We start from the raw sequence: 16,768 nt of genomic DNA, 5'->3' as shown, positions 1-16,768 counted from the left end.
TGGCTCAGGTGTGGCTCACGGTGGCTCGGAGCCACCCATGGAAACCTTTCACCTTTTGCCTTTTACCTCAAAGCCTCCGAAAAAAACTATCTTTGCTGCATGTCAGCTACTTTTGAAGACTTTGATTTTAACAGGCAAACCTTAAATGCCATTGCCGATGCAGGTTACACCGAGCCGACTCCCATACAGCAAAAAGCTATTCCGCCTATACTGAATGGGCAGGACGTTATGGGTATTGCGCAAACCGGCACAGGCAAAACCGCAGCTTACGTGTTGCCCTTAATAATGCGGTTAAAATATGCGCAGGGCGAACATGCCCGCGCACTGATCCTTGCACCAACACGCGAGTTGGCTATGCAGATTGAAGAAAATATAAAAACCTACGCTAAGTATACAGATCTGCGTGTCGTTACCGTTTACGGCGGCCTTGGCCCTAAAACGCAGATAGAAACCATCAACAAAGGCGTTGATATAATTGTAGCAACTCCGGGCAGGTTTATGGACATTTACCTGGCTGGTCACATCATGACCAAACCTTTGCAGGTACTGGTTTTAGACGAAGCCGACAAAATGATGGATATGGGTTTTATGCCACAGATCAATCGCATTTTAGAGGTGGTGCCACGCAAGCGCCAAAACCTGCTGTTCTCAGCAACCATGTCTGATAAAGTGCACCAGCTATCGGCCAATTTTTTAGAATTTCCAACCGTTATAGAGGTTACGCCACAAGCTACACCGGCACAAACCGTTGAGCAAAAGTTATTTCACGTGCCTAATGTGCGTACAAAAATAAATCTGCTTAAAAAGCTTTTGGATGAAGAAGGGGATATAACAAAGCTGATGGTTTTTTGTAAAACCCGCACCGCAGCCGAAGATGTTTATAAATTTCTGTTGCGCAAGTTTGGCGATGATCAGGTAAAGGTACTGCACGCTAACAAAGGGCAAAACACGCGTATCAATTCCATGAATGCCTTTAAAAATGATGAGGTAAAAATACTGGTAGCAACGGATGTGGCCTCCCGCGGAATTGATGTAAGCGATGTAAGCCATGTTATCAACTTTGATGTGCCGGTAGTAATTGAAGATTACGTGCACCGCATAGGGCGTACGGGTCGCGCGTTACAAAGCGGCGTAGCCATTACCTTTTGTAATCCGGCAGAAGAATATTATATCCGTAAGATACAAAAGCTGATACGGCAAACCATTCCCGTTGCCTCAATTCCGGCTGATGTATTTGTTGAGGAAACTCCTTACGAGGAGAGACAAGATCAGGCGAAGGAGATAGATTTACAAAAACGCAAAGAAGATCCGGATTTCAAAGGCGCTTTCCACGAGAAAAAGACGGCAACCCAACGCAAAAAGTTTGATGCCGAAAAAGCCAAACGCACAGGTTGGGTAGGTCAGCCAAAAAGATCAAAGCCAAAGAAAAGACACTAAATGAAATTAAAAATTACCCCGCTTAATTTTGCAACTGCCTTCCTGTTAATACTGGCGGTTTATGTTTTTATAAATGGTGCAAGTATAACCGGTGTTGAGTTCGCGCACATGTCGGGCACTATTGGTGCTATATTTCTGCTGTTTGCTTTCGTTGTGTCATTTCTGGATATAATATTCCGTAATTTCTTTACCGACACCAAAAAGTTGTGGGTAATAGAGCTAAGCTTTATAACTTTGGCGGTAGTTATTTTTTTACTTGTTAAATAGAAATTATTAATGAAAAAAGCCGAAATAAAGCTGATAGTTGAGTTAGATGACAATAATGTACCCGAACGTATAACCTGGGAATCAACCGATGCCGCCAACAAAGAAGCGTTACCGGTAAACGCGTTTATGCTGTCGTTATGGGATCAGCATTATAAAAACACGCTAAAGATTGACCTGTGGACTAAAGACATGCCGGTTGATGAAATGAAACGCTTTTTTTATGAAACCCTGCAAACCATGGGCGATACCTTTTTACGTGCAACCGGCGAAAAGAACATTGTAGAAGACCTGCGCGATTACTGTGCCCATTTTGCTGATAAAATGGATATCAAACAATAAAATTACAACCTAAACATGCGTACAAGTTCATTCTTCTCATTTGCCGGCTTCGTGCTGTTAATTGCCGGTACCTATTGCCCATTGTTGCGTCCGTTCGGGCTGGTAAGCTGGAACGTTTATGACCTAAACAAACCATATGGAATGGTAATATTACTGGTTGCTGTTGTGGGCATATTAGGCACTGTATTAAACCGTAATGGTTTAGTGAAACTCACTGCCTGGTTATCATTAGCGCTTGTAGCTTTGCTTTTACTTGCCGCTATTATGAAAGTAAATACAAGCTTCAGCTTTTTGCCGTTTAAATCAGTTGCAGGGTTTTTAACCAAACAAATTAAGTTTAAATGGGGTTGGTATTTGTTGTTTGCCGGCGCGGTGGTTGCTTTGGGCGGAAGTTTCGCAAATAAACAAATTGGGAATACAAAGTAGCATAGTTTTATAAAAGTTATAACTTTATAAAACAAGTGTTAGCCTTGTGCGTATGTACGCATGAGCATTAATCTATCTAAAATATATAACCTATTCTGTAATGTTTAAATTGTCTTTTCGTAGTCAGGTACTTGTAGGTTTTGCTGTATCCATTTTATTAGTTTTTTTAGTAGGCATATTGTCTTACAATAGCATTAACCAGCTCGAAGATGATACCGTAATGGTTGATCATACCCAGCAGGTAATAAAAAGCTCAAACAGCCTGCTTCAAGGACTTATAGATGCTGAAACCGGAATGCGTGGTTACGGTGCTACACAAAAAAAGGCATTGTTACAGCCTTACCGTCAGGCTTTACCAGGCATCAATCAGGATCTGCGCGATCTTAGAGGGTTAGTTGACGATAACCAGGAACAAGTTGACAGGGTAGATTCTCTGAATGTTCTGGTAAGCAACCAGTTGGAGCTTTTGAAAACCAATATCGAGACCCGCGACACCAAAGGGCTGGAGTTTATGGTTCAGAACAACATGTTTTTGAACGGTAAACAGAGTATGGATCAGATCCGTAAGGTTATCACCAAGATCATAGACACTGAAAACCGCTTGCTGGCTGCACGCAAAGCAAGTTCTCAGGCTGCTTCAAACCGCGCAATTATATTTATTGTAACAGGCTCGGCGGTGTTCCTCGCCATTATTCTTTGGTTGTTCTACTATATCCAGGAAACCTTCGCGAAGCAAAAGAAAATTGAAGACGAAATAACAATTACCAACCGCGAGTTAGGAAAAGTTCTTGGTGAGAACGAAGAGAAAAATTGGTTACTAACGGGCACTGCTAAACTCAACGAGCGTATACAGGGCCAGCAATCTGAGCATGAACTGGCTAATAATATCATATTCAAGGTTTGCAAGTATACCGAGGCTGTTGCCGGTACATTTTATCTTTATGATGACAAGGATAAAGAACTTAACCTTTACGCCACTTATGCTTTTCCGGACCTATCAACAGTAAAAAAGAAAATTGTACCGGGAGAGGGCTGGTTAGGCTTGGTATTGGATAGTAAAGAGACCTTTATAAAAGAAGGCAAGTTTAATGATGGCTTGCACTTGGAATCGTCTTTACTGAAAGAAACCAAAGTATCAACCTTTATCGTGCCTTTTTATTTTGATAAGCAGTTAAAAGGTATAATGGAGATTGCTTACACCGGCGAAATTACCGGCAGGATAAAAAGCTACATTGATACTGTTACCAAAGATATAGGCGTTGCGGTCAACACTGCTCAGGCACGCACCATCATGCATGATCTGTATGAGGAAACTCAGCAACAGGCAGAAGAGCTTTCAGCTCAGCAGGAGGAAATGCGTGTTACCAACGAGGAGTTGCTAAATAAAACCGAAATGCTGGAAGCTTCAGAAGAAGAATTGCGCGTACAGCAGGAGGAATTACGCACCACTAATGCCGAGTTGGAAGAGAAAGCCAGTTTACTGGAAGAAAAAAACCAAGCCATAGAGGAAGCGCGCCAAGCTATAAATGCCAAGGTTAAGGAATTAGAAACCACCGGTAAATACAAATCGGAGTTTTTGGCTAACATGAGCCATGAGTTGCGCACACCACTTAACAGTATACTGGTGTTGGCGCGTATATTGAAAGATAATAAACCTAATAACCTGTCAGAAGACCAGCTAAAATACGCCAGTGTTATTTTCAATGCGGGTAACGATCTGTTAACGCTGATCAACGACATACTTGATCTTTCTAAGATAGAATCGGGCAAGCTGGATATGCAGAATGAAACCATTAAGGTGGGAGATATTCTGAGTGATATGGAAATGTTATTCGCCGAAGTAGCACGCAATAAAAGCATCACATTCACTACTTCTGCAGCAAATGTTCCGGCAACTATATATACGGATAAGGTGCGCGTTGAACAGATCATTAAAAACCTGTTATCTAATGCATTCAAGTTCACACCGGAAAACGGAAATATAAGTGTTGATGTTATTCCGGGCAAAACGCCAGATGCTATTAGTTTTTGCATTAAAGATTCCGGAATTGGCATTGCAGAGGAAAAACAGAAAATAATATTTGAAGCGTTTCAACAAGCAGATGGCTCTACCAGTCGTAAATATGGAGGTACCGGCCTGGGTTTATCAATCAGTAGGGAACTGGCCGTGCTATTGGGTGGTTATATTTCGCTTAAAAGTAAACAAGGCGAGGGTAGTGAATTTATACTTACCATACCGTTGGAGGCCAAGAACGCTAAACCCGAAGAAGAACTGTTCCCAACCGCCCAAACATTTGTTGCGTCTGCACCATTGCAGCCCGCTCCGCAACGCCCGGCTGGTTTGGAAAACCGGGAACCATTGGTTGTTATTGTTGAAGACGATAAAAATTTTGCTGGCATACTGCAAACCTATGCTGCCGACCATGGCTATAAATCTGTAATGGTTAACGAAGGCACCAATGCAGTAAATGTGGTGCGCGAGCATTTACCTGATGCCGTAATTCTGGATATTATGCTGCCCGGGAAAGACGGCTGGCAGATATTGAAAGAAATTAAAGCTGATGAGAAAATCGCGCACATTCCGGTGCATTTAATGTCGGCAGGCGATGCTGCTGCTAATCGCGTTCGCAGAGAAGGGGCCATCAGCTTCCTTAAAAAACCTATAGACACCACAGCGTTGGATAAGCTGTTTGGAGATATGATGGTGAGCACCGGTACTAAATTCAAGCAAATACTTTTGGTTGAAGATCATCGTGCGCAAAGCCAGGCTTTGAAAGAGATGATGCAGAATAACGGTATCTCGGTAGATCAGGCTTTCGATGGCGATTCGGCTTTCCGTATGCTCCATGAAAATGATTACCAGTGCGTAATTCTCGATCTCAATCTTCCTGATATTTCCGGGCTTGACCTGTTGGATAAGATCAAAGAAGAGGAGAAGTTTGCAGCACTGCCGGTAATAGTCAATACAGCAATGGAATTGGATAAAACCTCTGTTAGCAGGCTAATGAAGTATGCTAACGCGATGGTGGTAAAAACCAATAAATCGTCAGACAGATTGATTGATGAGGTGAATCTCTTCCTCAATAAAATTAGCAGTACTTTGCCGCAACCGGCGTCGCAGCCGGCTAAACCTGCTATTGCCGTTCAGGGCAAAACAGGCGTTAAAGGTAAAAAAGTGCTTATAGTTGACGATGATATGCGCAATATATTTGCCTTGAGCAGCGCTTTACAGAGTTACGAGATGAACGTTGAAATAGCCGGAGACGGGGAAGAAGCGATAGCTAAGTTGGAAGACGTGGCCGATATTGACATCGTTTTGATGGACATAATGATGCCTAAGATGGATGGTTACGAGGCTACAAGGCACATTCGTAAACAAAACAAGTGGGCAAGGTTGCCGGTTATTGCGCTAACCGCAAAGGCAATGAAAGATGACCGGGAAAAATGTATTGAGGCCGGTGCTAATGATTATATTACTAAACCGGTTGATATTGACAGGCTGATATCATTAATGCAGTTGTGGCTCGAAAAATAATATGCACGCGCCAACAGAGATAAACATTCATCAAATAACAGAACTCATTGCTTTAGTTAAAAAGCTGTATGGGTTTGATTTTAATAATTACTCTAAAGCTTCATTACGCAGGCGTATTATGCGTGTAATGCAGCTTAAAAAGCTGAGTGTTTATGATCTGAAGCATCAACTGGTTAATTATCCGGAGTTTTTTCAAACCTTTTTAGAGGAAATTACGGTTAACGTTACCGAGATGTTTCGCGACCCGAGCTTTTACCAGGCGCTCAACAACCAGGTAATACCCTATTTGTCATCGTATCAGCATTCAAAAATTTGGTGCGCGGGATGTTCTTCAGGTGAAGAAGCCTATTCGTTGGCGATATTGTTGAATGAGGCAGGATTACGTAAAAAGTCCTTTATATACGGCACCGACATTAACACTATAGTATTGAACGAGGCCCGCAAGGGAATTTATAGTTTACGCAAAATTAAGAGCTATGCCGAAAACTATCAGATGGCGGGCTTAAATGGATCTATTATAGATCATTTCACAGTTTTGTATGATGCGGCAACAATTCATAATGAATTGAAACAAAATACTTTATTTTCCGTACACAACCTTGTTTCCGACAGCGTTTTTAACGAATTTCAGTTGATTTGCTGCCGGAACGTATTCATCTACTTTGAAAATGCATTACAGGAGCGCGTACTTGAATTGTTTTACAACAGTTTGGCGCCACTGGGCTTTTTGTGTTTAGGCACAAAAGAAACCATACGCTCGGAAGCGTTTAGAAAAAGGTTTAAGGTGATCAATCAAAAAGAAAACATCTACCAGAAAATTGGCTCTTGATCCACATATCATTGCCAGGTGGCAAGCATCTGAACTGCTTTTATTGGGCGGATCAGCAGGGTCGTTTAAACACATTTATAACGCTGTACGCACTTTTCCGGCTAATCTTAATAAAACAGTATTAATAGTTATCCACCGGAAAAAGAACTTTTTCAGCGAAATTGAAAAACTGTTTGCTGCTAATAGTCGTATGTTGCTGCGTGAAGTGAGTGATAAGGATGCAATAAACAGAAATACCATCTACATAGCGCCCCCTAATTATCATACACTTATTGAGAGCAAAAGTAGTTTTGGCTTGGATGTATCAGAAGCTGTATGGTACTCAAAGCCCTCAATTGATGTAAGTTTTGAATGTGCTGCCGAGGTGTTTAAAAGCAAATGTACGGCTGTGCTTTTTTCGGGTGCTAATCAGGATGGTGCAAGGGGCTTGTTATCGTTAAAAGATAGCGGATCATTAACAATTGCTCAAGACCCAACAGAGGCAGAGATGCCTGAAATGCCGCAATCAGCTATTGATCTGAACGCTGCTGAATATATTTTAACAACTAACGATATACTTGAACTTTTCAAGACTTAATTTAACTACCTCTGACCCTTACAATGCCTGCACCTATAAATATTCTTATTGTTGACGACAGGGAAGAAAACATTATTGCCCTTGAGGCCCTGTTGGCACGCGATGATATTAAGATATTCTCAACAACATCACCCAACGAAGGTCTCAGAATTGCCTGGGAAAATCATATAGCAATAGGGCTTATTGACGTGCAGATGCCCGAAATGGATGGCTTTGAGTTTGCAGAAATGTTAAAGTCAAATCCGCGTACTAAAGATATTCTTATACTTTTTGTTACAGCTATTTCAAAAGAAACCAAGTATGCTGTTAAAGGTTTAGGTGCAGGCGCGGTTGATTATCTTTACAAACCGCTTGATCCTTATATTACTTCAGCAAAAGTTGATTCGTTTATTCAGTTGGCACGCTACCAGGCTGATATCATTCAGAAGAACGAGGAATTATATAATTTCTCGCTTATTGTTAAAAATTCGGCAGATATAATTAGCGTAGTTAATGCAGAGAGTTTTGGTATAATATCAATAAATCCTGCTGTTGAGCGCATTTTAGGTTTTACGCCGGAAAAACTGACAGGTACCAGCATAATTGATCTGACCATTGAATCGGAAAGGGCTCCTTTTAGAACAGCTTTAGGGAGGATCATAAAAGATAATATCGCATCATCTGTTTTTGAATATCAATTCAACACGTTTAGCAAAGCAGTAATTTGGGTGGAGTGCCGCATAGCGTATCGCAACCGCACGTTGTTTTTAAACATAAGCGATATTTCAGCGCAAAAGAGCTATCAGGAACAATTGGTAAAATCAAAGGAACTGGCTGAGTACGGTAAAAAAGCAAAAGAAACATTTCTGGCCAACATGAGTCATGAATTGCGTACACCTGTTAACGGCATAATAGGAATAAGTAATCTGCTACGTAAAACCGACCTTACCGAGCAGCAAAGAAGCATGATTGAGTTGCTTGAAGTTTCATCTCAGTCGCTGTTGGGGGTAATAAACGATGTGTTAGATATCTCTAAGATTGATGCCGGTAAATTCAGCATTGTACGCACTCCGGGCAACCTTCACGAGTTGATACGCTCCGTTTATCGGCTACTTAAATTTAAGGCAGATGAAGAGTTTATAGAGTTTTTTTTAGAGATAGACCCTCAGGTTCCCGAGTATATTATTTTTGATTCATTACGTCTGAATCAAATATTGATGAATTTATTGAGCAACGCTTTAAAGTTTACCAAACGCGGTTACGTTAAGTTAAATGTCTCGGTTATTGAAAAACAGGATAATAAAGTAAGGCTTAAATTTAATGTTGAAGATACCGGTATAGGTATTCCGCAGCACCGGTTAGGAGCTATATTCAATTCATTTGAACAAGCTGAAGATGACACTGCCACTAAATATGGCGGTACAGGGTTAGGCTTAGCCATAGTTAAAAAACTGGCGGAGCTGAAAGGGGGCGATTTGATAGTTAACAGCCAGGTTAATAAAGGCAGTGTTTTTACTTTCACCAACTGGTATACACTTGCGCCAAAGCCCAAGGATGAAGTTGAAATTACAGCAAACCTGACAGGCTTTAGCAATTTAAATATCCTGGTTGCAGAGGATAATCTTATCAATCAGTTTATGTTGTCAAAGATATTAAAGGATTGGCAGGTAAATGTTGATATTGTTAGTAACGGTTTGAGGGCTTTGGAGAAACTCTCAGAAAAAAATTACGATATTATTCTGATGGATACGCATATGCCGGAGATGAACGGCTATCAAACCGCTAAGAAAATAAGGCTTGATTTTGACGAACCCAAACGCAGCATTCCCATAATTTCACTGTCTGCAGCGTCATTTGATCATGAACAGCAGGAGGCAATAGCTTCGGGTATGAATGATGTTTTGGGCAAACCTTTTCAACCTGATCAGCTTCACCGCATGATAGAGAAGTTGGTGAATGAGCGCTAAACTATAAATTAAGCATGGTTTGGCCTATACCAATGGTACGGGCTTCGTGCTGTAACAACCATTGTTTGCGCCACAAGCCGCCTGCATAACCGGTTAAGCTGCCATCGCTCCCAATAACGCGGTGGCAGGGAACAGCTATCCATAAATTATTTTTGCCATTTGCAGATGCTATGGCACGTATAGCTAATGGCTGCTCCATTTGGTCAGCCAGTTTTGCGTAGCTGGTAGTGGTGCCATACGGAATACGCTCAAGATATTGCCAAACCCTTTGCTGAAAATCTGTGCCTTTTTGTTTAAATGGCAGGTCAAATTGTAAACGCTTTCCTGCAAAATATTCGTCAAGCTGGGTAATTGCGTTTAATAGCAGCTCATTATCTGTAGCATTAATTTCATGCTCTTCATCCGAAATATGAATGGAAGTAATAAAGCCATCCTCTTCGGTAACTTCGGCCACTCCAACAGGAGTTTGGTAATAAACGCTATGCATATTAAGGCTGATAATTGAGAGGCACAATTTAGAAAAACAAGGCGGAAAATCAAATCAACTAATCGCTACATTTGCGCCATGAAACTACTTGACCAAACCTGGTACCTTCTAAAAAAAGAAATATTACTGGAGTGGCGCTCAAAATATGCCTTTAACGGCGTGCTTTTGTACGTGGTTTCAACGGTGTTTATTTGTTATATTTCGTTTAATCTTAATGCCGGTTTTTCAGGCAGCTCCGGCTACAAAATAGTCTGGAACGTACTTTTTTGGATCATCATTCTGTTTGCCTCAGTTAATGCAATAGCGAAAAGCTTTATGCAGGAGAGTAAGGGTCGGTTGCTTTATTATTATTCAATTGCCAGCCCGCAGGCTATTATTCTTTCCAAAACTGTTTATAATATGGCGCTGATGTTGCTGCTGAGCACGCTGGCGTTAATAGTTTACTCTGTTTTTTTTGAAAACACCATAGGCGATGTTTTATTTTATTATTTGGCCGTAGTGTTAGGTGCATTTAGCTTTTCAACGGTTTTTACTATGATATCGGCCATAGCATCAAAAGCAGGTAATAATGGAACATTGATGGCAATTTTAAGTTTCCCGGTAATTATACCGGTAATTTTGGTGCTGATCAGGTTAAGCAAGCGCGCTATGGACGGCCTCGACCGTAGCCTTAGTTATGGTGATATTGGGGTATTGGCTGCCATTAACGCTATTGTGATCACAACTGCATTGTTACTGTTTCCATACCTCTGGCGAGATTAAACTATTTCACAGCTTTAGTTAAAATATTTACCTTAGGCTTGATTTATAAAGATCAAAAGAGTTCAATGCTTCTCAGAAAGTTTTTACTTTTCCTTTTCCTGTGGCCGTCAATGCTTTTTGCCCAAAGCTTTACTATCAGCGGCAAAATAGTTAACAAAGGCAGTGGCTCATTGATTGCCGGTGCGAGTGTGTTTTTAAGTAATTCATCATTTGGTACCACATCCACTTCAGAGGGTACGTTTACTTTAAATCGCCTGCGCCCTGGTCAATATACACTGGTTGTTACAGCGGTTGGCTATGCCGAATACAACACAACGGTAATGGTCAATACTGATATTAACGACCTTAGAATTGAACTGGAGCAGCAGCCCATTATTTTGCGGGAGGTAACCATATCGGGCAGCAGCCGTGCCGATTGGAACCGGAACTATGAGATGTTTAAAAAAGATTTTATAGGCACAGATGCCAACGCTAAACAATGTGTTGTGATAAATCCAAAAGTGCTTGACTTTACCTACCGTAAATCAAAACAAACCTTAGTGGCCAGCAGCGATGAGTTTTTAGTTGTTGAAAACAAGGCGTTAGGATATCGCGTAAAATTCTTGCTCAATGCTTTTAGTTCAGATAAAATTGAGGGTACTATATCTTACCAAGGTAAACGCTTGTTTGAAGAATTACCCGGTAATGCTTCACAGAAAAAGAAATGGCAAGCTAAACGCGATGAAGCCTACTACGGTTCTGCAATGCATTTTTTTCGCTCGCTTTATCAGAATAAATTACAGCAGGAGGGTTTTGAAATGCGCCGGCTGGTACGCATGACGGATCCTGCGCGTCCGTCGGCAGGCTACATACTTAAAAAACTTGATCAATTTAACGGTACTATCAGAAGAGATTCATTTCAGTATTGGTATAATATTTATCAAAGCCCTAAATATGTCAACCAAAAAATATCCAGTATGCCGTGGTTTAGCAATGAAGTGTTGCGGGAAGGCCCTGAACCGGGTTTATATGTTTTAACTTTTCCTGACTATTTGTATGTGATCTACAAAAATCGCGAAGAAACAGAAGCATTCAAGGATATTTACCGCCCGCTTGATATGCCTAATTATGAGGTAAGTGTGCTAACTTTATTTAATAACCCGCCATACACTATATTTGACAGTAACGGCATAGTAGTGGGTGAAAGCCCCTTGATGGAAGGGGCATGGTCAAAACAGCGTCTATCTGAACTTTTACCCGTTGACTACGTTCCGGCACAACCCTTTAAAAGCGCTAAATAAATTACAAATGTGCAATTCAAATAATTGCTACATTTGTTCCGTTTAATCAATTATGAAGTTTATTTATCAAACCTGGTGGAAGGTGCTTGCGGTGGTAATTATATTTTACACCCTTATTGCAGGCTTTTTGTTAGGCGTTCCTGCTTTACCAATTTTACACGAGACAATTAGAAATACCTATTTCCATGTACCTATGTGGATAGCCATGTTCACGGTATTTACTGTTTCGGTTGTATACAGTGTTAAATATCTGGCTACCGGAAAAGAAGAGTTTGACCTCATAGCTGTTGAAAGTGCTAATACCGGCATATTCTTTTTTGTGTTGGGCTTAATAACGGGTATGATGTGGGCCAAATATACCTGGGGGGAGTATTGGAGCAATGACCCCAAACAGAACAGCGCGGCCATAGCTTTCTTACTGTATTGCGCTTATTCTGTTTTGCGTAACTCAATTGACGAAGAACAGAAACGCGCCAAAATATCTGCCATATATAACATATTTGCCTTTCCTATAATGATCGTGCTGATAATGGTATTACCTCGCCTTACAGATTCACTGCATCCGGGCAATGGCGGTAACCCCGCATTTGGTAAACTGGATATGGATAACAGGATGCGCATGGTATTGTATCCGGCATTTATAGCATGGAGTTTGTTTGCAGTTTGGATAGCTACGCTACGCTATCGTATCCGTTTAATTGAATATAAAAAGAATCAAATAAATTAATGAAAAAGCTATCTGCATTGCTTTTGTTTCTGTTAAGTTACGTTGCCTGTTTTGCGCAGGAAAACGCCGCTGTTGATATGGCGTTTGATATGCGTAAAGAAGGAAAAATTTACGTTGTTATTGTAACCATTGTTATCATTTTTGCCGGTTTATCGGTATATCTTTTCAGTATTGACAGGCGTTTAAAAAAAATCGAAAAAGAAAAATAATCGCCTAAAATAAGCCGTATTTGTTTAAACATAGTTTTTATACCATTGTTAATAATAGTATAAAAATAGTTGTGCTTAAGTGCTTGCAATTTTGATAAAAATTGTACCACATTTGCATTCTATTTTAAGAAAAATATAATTATTAGCACGTTATGAGCACTATAATTTCTGCCGAAAACAATACACATTTTTTTGATGATGTAAGTAAAAATTTTGACTACGCCGCACAGTTTACACAACATCATCCCGGCCTGTTAAATCAAATAAAGGCCTGCAACAGCGTTTATCATTTTAAGTTCCCCATACGTAAGGGCAATGATTTTGAGGTAATAGATGCATGGCGGGTTGAACACTCTCATCACCAGTCACCAACTAAAGGTGGCATCCGTTACAGCGAGATGGTTAACGAGGATGAGGTAATGGCGCTTGCCGCCCTAATGACTTACAAATGCGCCATTGTAAACGTGCCCTTCGGCGGCGCTAAAGGTGGTATAAAAATCAATCCAAAAAATTATACTACGCAAGAGCTGGAAAACATCACCCGTCGTTACACGGTTGAGTTGATCAAGAAAAATTTTATTGGCCCAAGCATTGACGTACCGGCACCTGATTATGGCTCAGGCGAACGTGAAATGGGTTGGATAGCCGATACGTATGCTACCATGAACCCAGGGCAGTTAGATGCAATGGGCTGTGTTACCGGTAAACCAATTGCCTTACATGGCATACAGGGCAGGCGCGAGGCTACGGGCAGAGGGGTAGCAATAGCCACACGAGAGTGTGTTAGTGTACCCGAAGATATGGCAGCGCTTGGTCTTACACCCGGTATAGAAGGTAAAAGAGTAATAGTGCAGGGTTTAGGTAATGTGGGCTATTACTCGGCCAAGTTTTTAGCAGATTTTGGTGGACTGATTGTTGGAATATGCGAGTTTGAAGGTGCTATTTACAATGAGGATGGTCTTGATGTTGAAGCGGTGTTCCAGCATCGTAAATCAACAGGATCTATATTAGGCTTTAGTGGCGCTAAAAAAGAGTTTAAAAACTCGGCTGAAGGATTAGAGCAGGATTGCGATATTTTAGTACCTGCGGCTTTAGAGAATCAAATAACAGCTGCTAACGCGGCTAACATTAAAGCTAAAATTATAGTAGAAGGAGCTAACGGCCCAACTACACCTGAAGCGGAGAAGATATTTTACAGCAAAGGCGGCATCATAATACCCGACCTGTTTGCCAACGCCGGTGGTGTTACCGTTTCTTACTTTGAATGGTTAAAAAATCTATCGCACGTAGCGTTTGGCCGCATTAATCGCCGGTTTGAAGAAAACTCAAATCTCAATCTGGTGAATATGGTTGAAGGTTTAACTGGCATTGCGTTAACACCGTTGCAACGGGCAACCATTGTTAAAGGCGCATCTGAGTTGGAATTGGTTAACTCGGGTCTTGAAGATACTATGATCCGTTCATATCACGAATTTAGACAGGTTTATAAAAACAACCCTAAGATAGACACATTGCGTACTGCAGCACTTGTTGTGGTGATCAATAAAATAGCAGTATCCTACCAAAACCTGGGCGTGTGGCCGTAAATAATATTTAACCTTTATTATGTGAGACGAGGCCGGCAATTTGCCGGCCTTTTTAATTGTAAAGTATTGGTAGCCTGTTGCAAATGTCATTTTTAAAAGGTTAAATTTACTTTAACCAAAAATGAACCGTTTTGCCCATGTCTTATTCTGGATGTTGATATCCACATGCCCAGCTGTTTTTTCACAGTGCCCGGACAATATTGGTTTTGAGCGCGGAGACTTTAGCGGCTGGCAAATGTTTACAGGAGAAATAGCGCGAAACGGCGCGCTAAGTTTGAGCGAAACGTCACAACCTGTTGAGCCCAGGCTAACTTTAATGAAAGCCAGCGACGAGAAATTCGATCGTTACGGAAACTTTCCTACAGTGAGTCCTAATGGTAGCGGATTTGCAGTACGTTTAGGTGACGATAATACAGGCAGGGGAGTTGACAGATTAATTTATGCGCTAAGTGTTCCTAATACACCTCAATACGCTTTGATATTGAATTACGCTGTGGTGTTGCAAAATCCTGAGGGCCACAGCGATGTTGAGCAACCGAGGTTTGCCGTAAGAGTTTTTAATGAAACTGATAATAAGGAGGTTGAATGTCCTGCTTTTGATTTTATAGCAAATCAGAATTTGCCCGGCTTTAAAATATCAGATATTGTAACCAATAATCCTTTACCAAACGGCGGAGTTGATCTTTCGTCTATTTATTATAAAGATTGGACGTCAACAACCATAAACCTCCAAGGTTATGCAGGGAAAAAAATCCAATTGATTTTTACTGCTAATGATTGTACACGAGGTGGTCATTTTGGTTATGCGTATTTTGATATAAATGAGCAGTGCAATAATCCTATAACGGGCAACGCTTACTGTTCTAATCAAAATTTTGTTTCTTTAAAAGGTCCGCGCGGATTTAATAGTTACAAATGGTATAAAAGTGATGACATGACCAAAGTGTTAGACACCACCCAAACATTGAATATTAGTCCAGCACCGCCCAATGGTACTCGTTACAGCCTCGTTGTAGACGCGTTGCCCGGGCTGGGATGCAGAGATACACTCAATGTAGCCATCATAAAGTCAGACGAATCATTTGTTTTTAAGGTAGAGCCGGTTTTATATTTCTGCAAAGGCTCAAAATTTAATTTAAGATCGCCGTTAGTAACAAGCGGCAGCGTTGGTAAATTTAGCCTGGAATACTATATAAATCCTATAACTGAAGAATATTTGCGCGATCCTGACAAGATTTCTCAATCCGGCACTTACTACATAAAAGCTACTAATTCAGCAGGATGTACTAACACTTTAAAGGTTGAATTAAGATATTATGATGAAGTGGATCTTACCACATCTGATCTGAAGGTTGTTTACCCGGCAACTGCCGATTTAAGCAAAGCTTACACCCATCACTCCGGCTATAAGTACTATTATTATTCCAACAATAAATTGACGGTGCCTCTTGCTGACTTTCAAAATATTAATGCAAGCGGCAAATACTACATCAAAGCAATAAGTGAATCGGGTTGTGAGAAAATAGCGTCTGTGAATGTTACAATAGATCCACCTGCTCCGTTTGTGATTTCAGCCCCCAAAGCAATCACACCAAATGGTGATGGTATTAATGATGCTTTTGGTTTGACCTTAGAGGGTTTTATTGAGTTTGGAACGATAAGTATTTATAGCCGCAGCGGGCAATTTTTATACAAAACTAATAAGCAAAGTAACCTATGGGATGGTAACTGGAACGGTAAACCATTACCTGTTGGAACGTATTACTGGTTATTTGAAGGCACTGATCAGTACTATCATACTAAAGTTACCAAAGGTGGCTATGTTAGTATCATTAAATAACGGCGCTTATCTGTAACAATTCTAAATAAAACATATCCCATGTAATAAAAATTATTCCCTCAACGTTTTGTATTTTTGCAAACGCGATTTAAACGGAGATAAACCTATAATGAAAAAAAGTTCAATTTTTGGTTTGGTTATTATTGCAATAGCTATTGCTGTTATTATAAGTGTGTACAGTAATTCAAGTACTTACGGCTCTTTTAAAGATGCTGAAAATACGGAGAGCGAGTTGCAGGTAAAAGGACAACTAAACAAAACAAAAGATTTGTATTACGATGCAACCAAAGATGCCAATTACTTTGCTTTTTATATGAAAGATGATAACGGGCAGGAACGTAAGGTAGTTTTCACAGGTAGCAAGCCTCAAGATTTTGAACGTTCAGAGCAAATTGTGTTGACCGGAAAAATGCAGGGCAATGAATTTCATGCATCAAAGATATTAATGAAGTGTCCGTCTAAATATAAGGACGATAAGGTCGAGATGACAGAATTTAAAGCTAAACAGGCAGCTTTATAAT

16 protein-coding genes are annotated in these 16,768 nt (G+C 40.6%); 15 read left to right on the top strand and 1 reads right to left on the bottom strand.

Annotation, left to right across the window (positions count from 1 at the left end):
• The first annotated feature begins 99 nt into the window (after window positions 1–99).
• The 8 genes from CLV57_RS12710 to CLV57_RS12675 all read left to right on the top strand — a co-directional run bounded on the left by CLV57_RS12710 (window position 100) and on the right by CLV57_RS12675 (window position 9,356).
• Window positions 100–1,437: a DEAD/DEAH box helicase gene (locus CLV57_RS12710; RefSeq protein WP_100341769.1), complete on the top strand. Its 1,338-nt coding sequence runs from the start codon at window positions 100–102 to the stop codon at window positions 1,435–1,437.
• Complete coding sequence (locus CLV57_RS12705; protein WP_100341768.1) at window positions 1,438–1,704, top strand: hypothetical protein; 267 nt, start codon at window positions 1,438–1,440, stop codon at window positions 1,702–1,704.
• Window positions 1,705–1,713: 9 nt separating this feature from the next.
• Window positions 1,714–2,043 carry a gliding motility protein GldC gene (gene gldC, locus CLV57_RS12700; RefSeq protein ID WP_100341767.1) on the top strand — a complete coding sequence of 110 codons (330 nt, stop codon included), beginning with the start codon at window positions 1,714–1,716 and terminating at the stop codon, window positions 2,041–2,043.
• Between the two features lie 15 nt (window positions 2,044–2,058).
• Complete coding sequence (locus CLV57_RS12695) at window positions 2,059–2,469, top strand: hypothetical protein (RefSeq protein ID WP_100341766.1); 411 nt, start codon at window positions 2,059–2,061, stop codon at window positions 2,467–2,469.
• Window positions 2,470–2,569: 100 nt separating this feature from the next.
• Window positions 2,570–6,004: a response regulator gene (locus tag CLV57_RS12690; RefSeq protein ID WP_100341765.1), complete on the top strand. Its 3,435-nt coding sequence runs from the start codon at window positions 2,570–2,572 to the stop codon at window positions 6,002–6,004.
• Between the two features lies 1 nt (window position 6,005).
• Window positions 6,006–6,833 (top strand): CheR family methyltransferase, encoded by an 828-nt coding sequence (locus tag CLV57_RS12685; RefSeq protein ID WP_100341764.1) that lies wholly within the window; start codon window positions 6,006–6,008, stop codon window positions 6,831–6,833.
• On the top strand, window positions 6,823–7,410 hold the full coding sequence (locus CLV57_RS12680) for a chemotaxis protein CheB (protein ID WP_157799152.1): 588 nt from the start codon (window positions 6,823–6,825) through the stop codon (window positions 7,408–7,410). Before CLV57_RS12685 ends, CLV57_RS12680 begins: the two co-directional genes overlap by 11 nt.
• Before the next feature lie 23 nt (window positions 7,411–7,433).
• Window positions 7,434–9,356: a hybrid sensor histidine kinase/response regulator gene (locus CLV57_RS12675; protein ID WP_100341762.1), complete on the top strand. Its 1,923-nt coding sequence runs from the start codon at window positions 7,434–7,436 to the stop codon at window positions 9,354–9,356.
• A gap of 1 nt (window position 9,357) precedes the next feature.
• On the opposite strand, the gene CLV57_RS12670 is transcribed toward CLV57_RS12675, so the two are convergent.
• Window positions 9,358–9,843, bottom strand: coding sequence for a methylated-DNA--[protein]-cysteine S-methyltransferase (locus CLV57_RS12670; RefSeq protein ID WP_100341761.1), 486 nt, complete (start codon window positions 9,841–9,843; stop codon window positions 9,358–9,360).
• Between the two features lie 78 nt (window positions 9,844–9,921).
• On the opposite strand from CLV57_RS12670, the gene CLV57_RS12665 reads away from it, so the two are divergent.
• The 7 genes from CLV57_RS12665 (at window position 9,922) to CLV57_RS12635 (ending at window position 16,767) form a co-directional block, all read left to right on the top strand.
• Entirely contained in the window at window positions 9,922–10,605 is a 684-nt protein-coding gene (locus tag CLV57_RS12665; protein ID WP_100341760.1) for a heme exporter protein CcmB, read from the top strand.
• A 65-nt stretch (window positions 10,606–10,670) separates the two neighbouring features.
• Window positions 10,671–11,885, top strand: a complete 1,215-nt coding sequence (locus tag CLV57_RS12660; protein ID WP_100341759.1) for a carboxypeptidase-like regulatory domain-containing protein — start codon at window positions 10,671–10,673, stop codon at window positions 11,883–11,885.
• A 52-nt stretch (window positions 11,886–11,937) separates the two neighbouring features.
• Entirely contained in the window at window positions 11,938–12,612 is a 675-nt protein-coding gene (gene ccsA / locus CLV57_RS12655; RefSeq protein ID WP_394339445.1) for a cytochrome c biogenesis protein CcsA, read from the top strand.
• Window positions 12,612–12,821, top strand: a complete 210-nt coding sequence (locus CLV57_RS12650; protein WP_100341758.1) for a CcmD family protein — start codon at window positions 12,612–12,614, stop codon at window positions 12,819–12,821. Before ccsA ends, CLV57_RS12650 begins: the two co-directional genes overlap by 1 nt.
• 152 nt (window positions 12,822–12,973) lie before the next feature.
• The gene (locus tag CLV57_RS12645; protein WP_100341757.1) at window positions 12,974–14,407 is read left to right on the top strand and encodes a Glu/Leu/Phe/Val family dehydrogenase; all 1,434 of its coding nucleotides are present in this window, start codon (window positions 12,974–12,976) and stop codon (window positions 14,405–14,407) included.
• A gap of 121 nt (window positions 14,408–14,528) precedes the next feature.
• On the top strand, window positions 14,529–16,247 hold the full coding sequence (locus CLV57_RS12640; protein ID WP_100341756.1) for a T9SS type B sorting domain-containing protein: 1,719 nt from the start codon (window positions 14,529–14,531) through the stop codon (window positions 16,245–16,247).
• Between the two features lie 109 nt (window positions 16,248–16,356).
• Window positions 16,357–16,767 carry a cytochrome c maturation protein CcmE domain-containing protein gene (locus CLV57_RS12635; RefSeq protein WP_100341755.1) on the top strand — a complete coding sequence of 137 codons (411 nt, stop codon included), beginning with the start codon at window positions 16,357–16,359 and terminating at the stop codon, window positions 16,765–16,767.
• Window position 16,768 lies beyond the last annotated feature (1 nt).

The organism is Mucilaginibacter auburnensis (assembly GCF_002797815.1).
Lineage (GTDB): Bacteria > Bacteroidota > Bacteroidia > Sphingobacteriales > Sphingobacteriaceae > Mucilaginibacter > Mucilaginibacter auburnensis.
The sequence above is the reverse complement of the archived record's forward strand: the minus strand, read 5'-3'. Positions and strand labels throughout refer to the sequence as shown.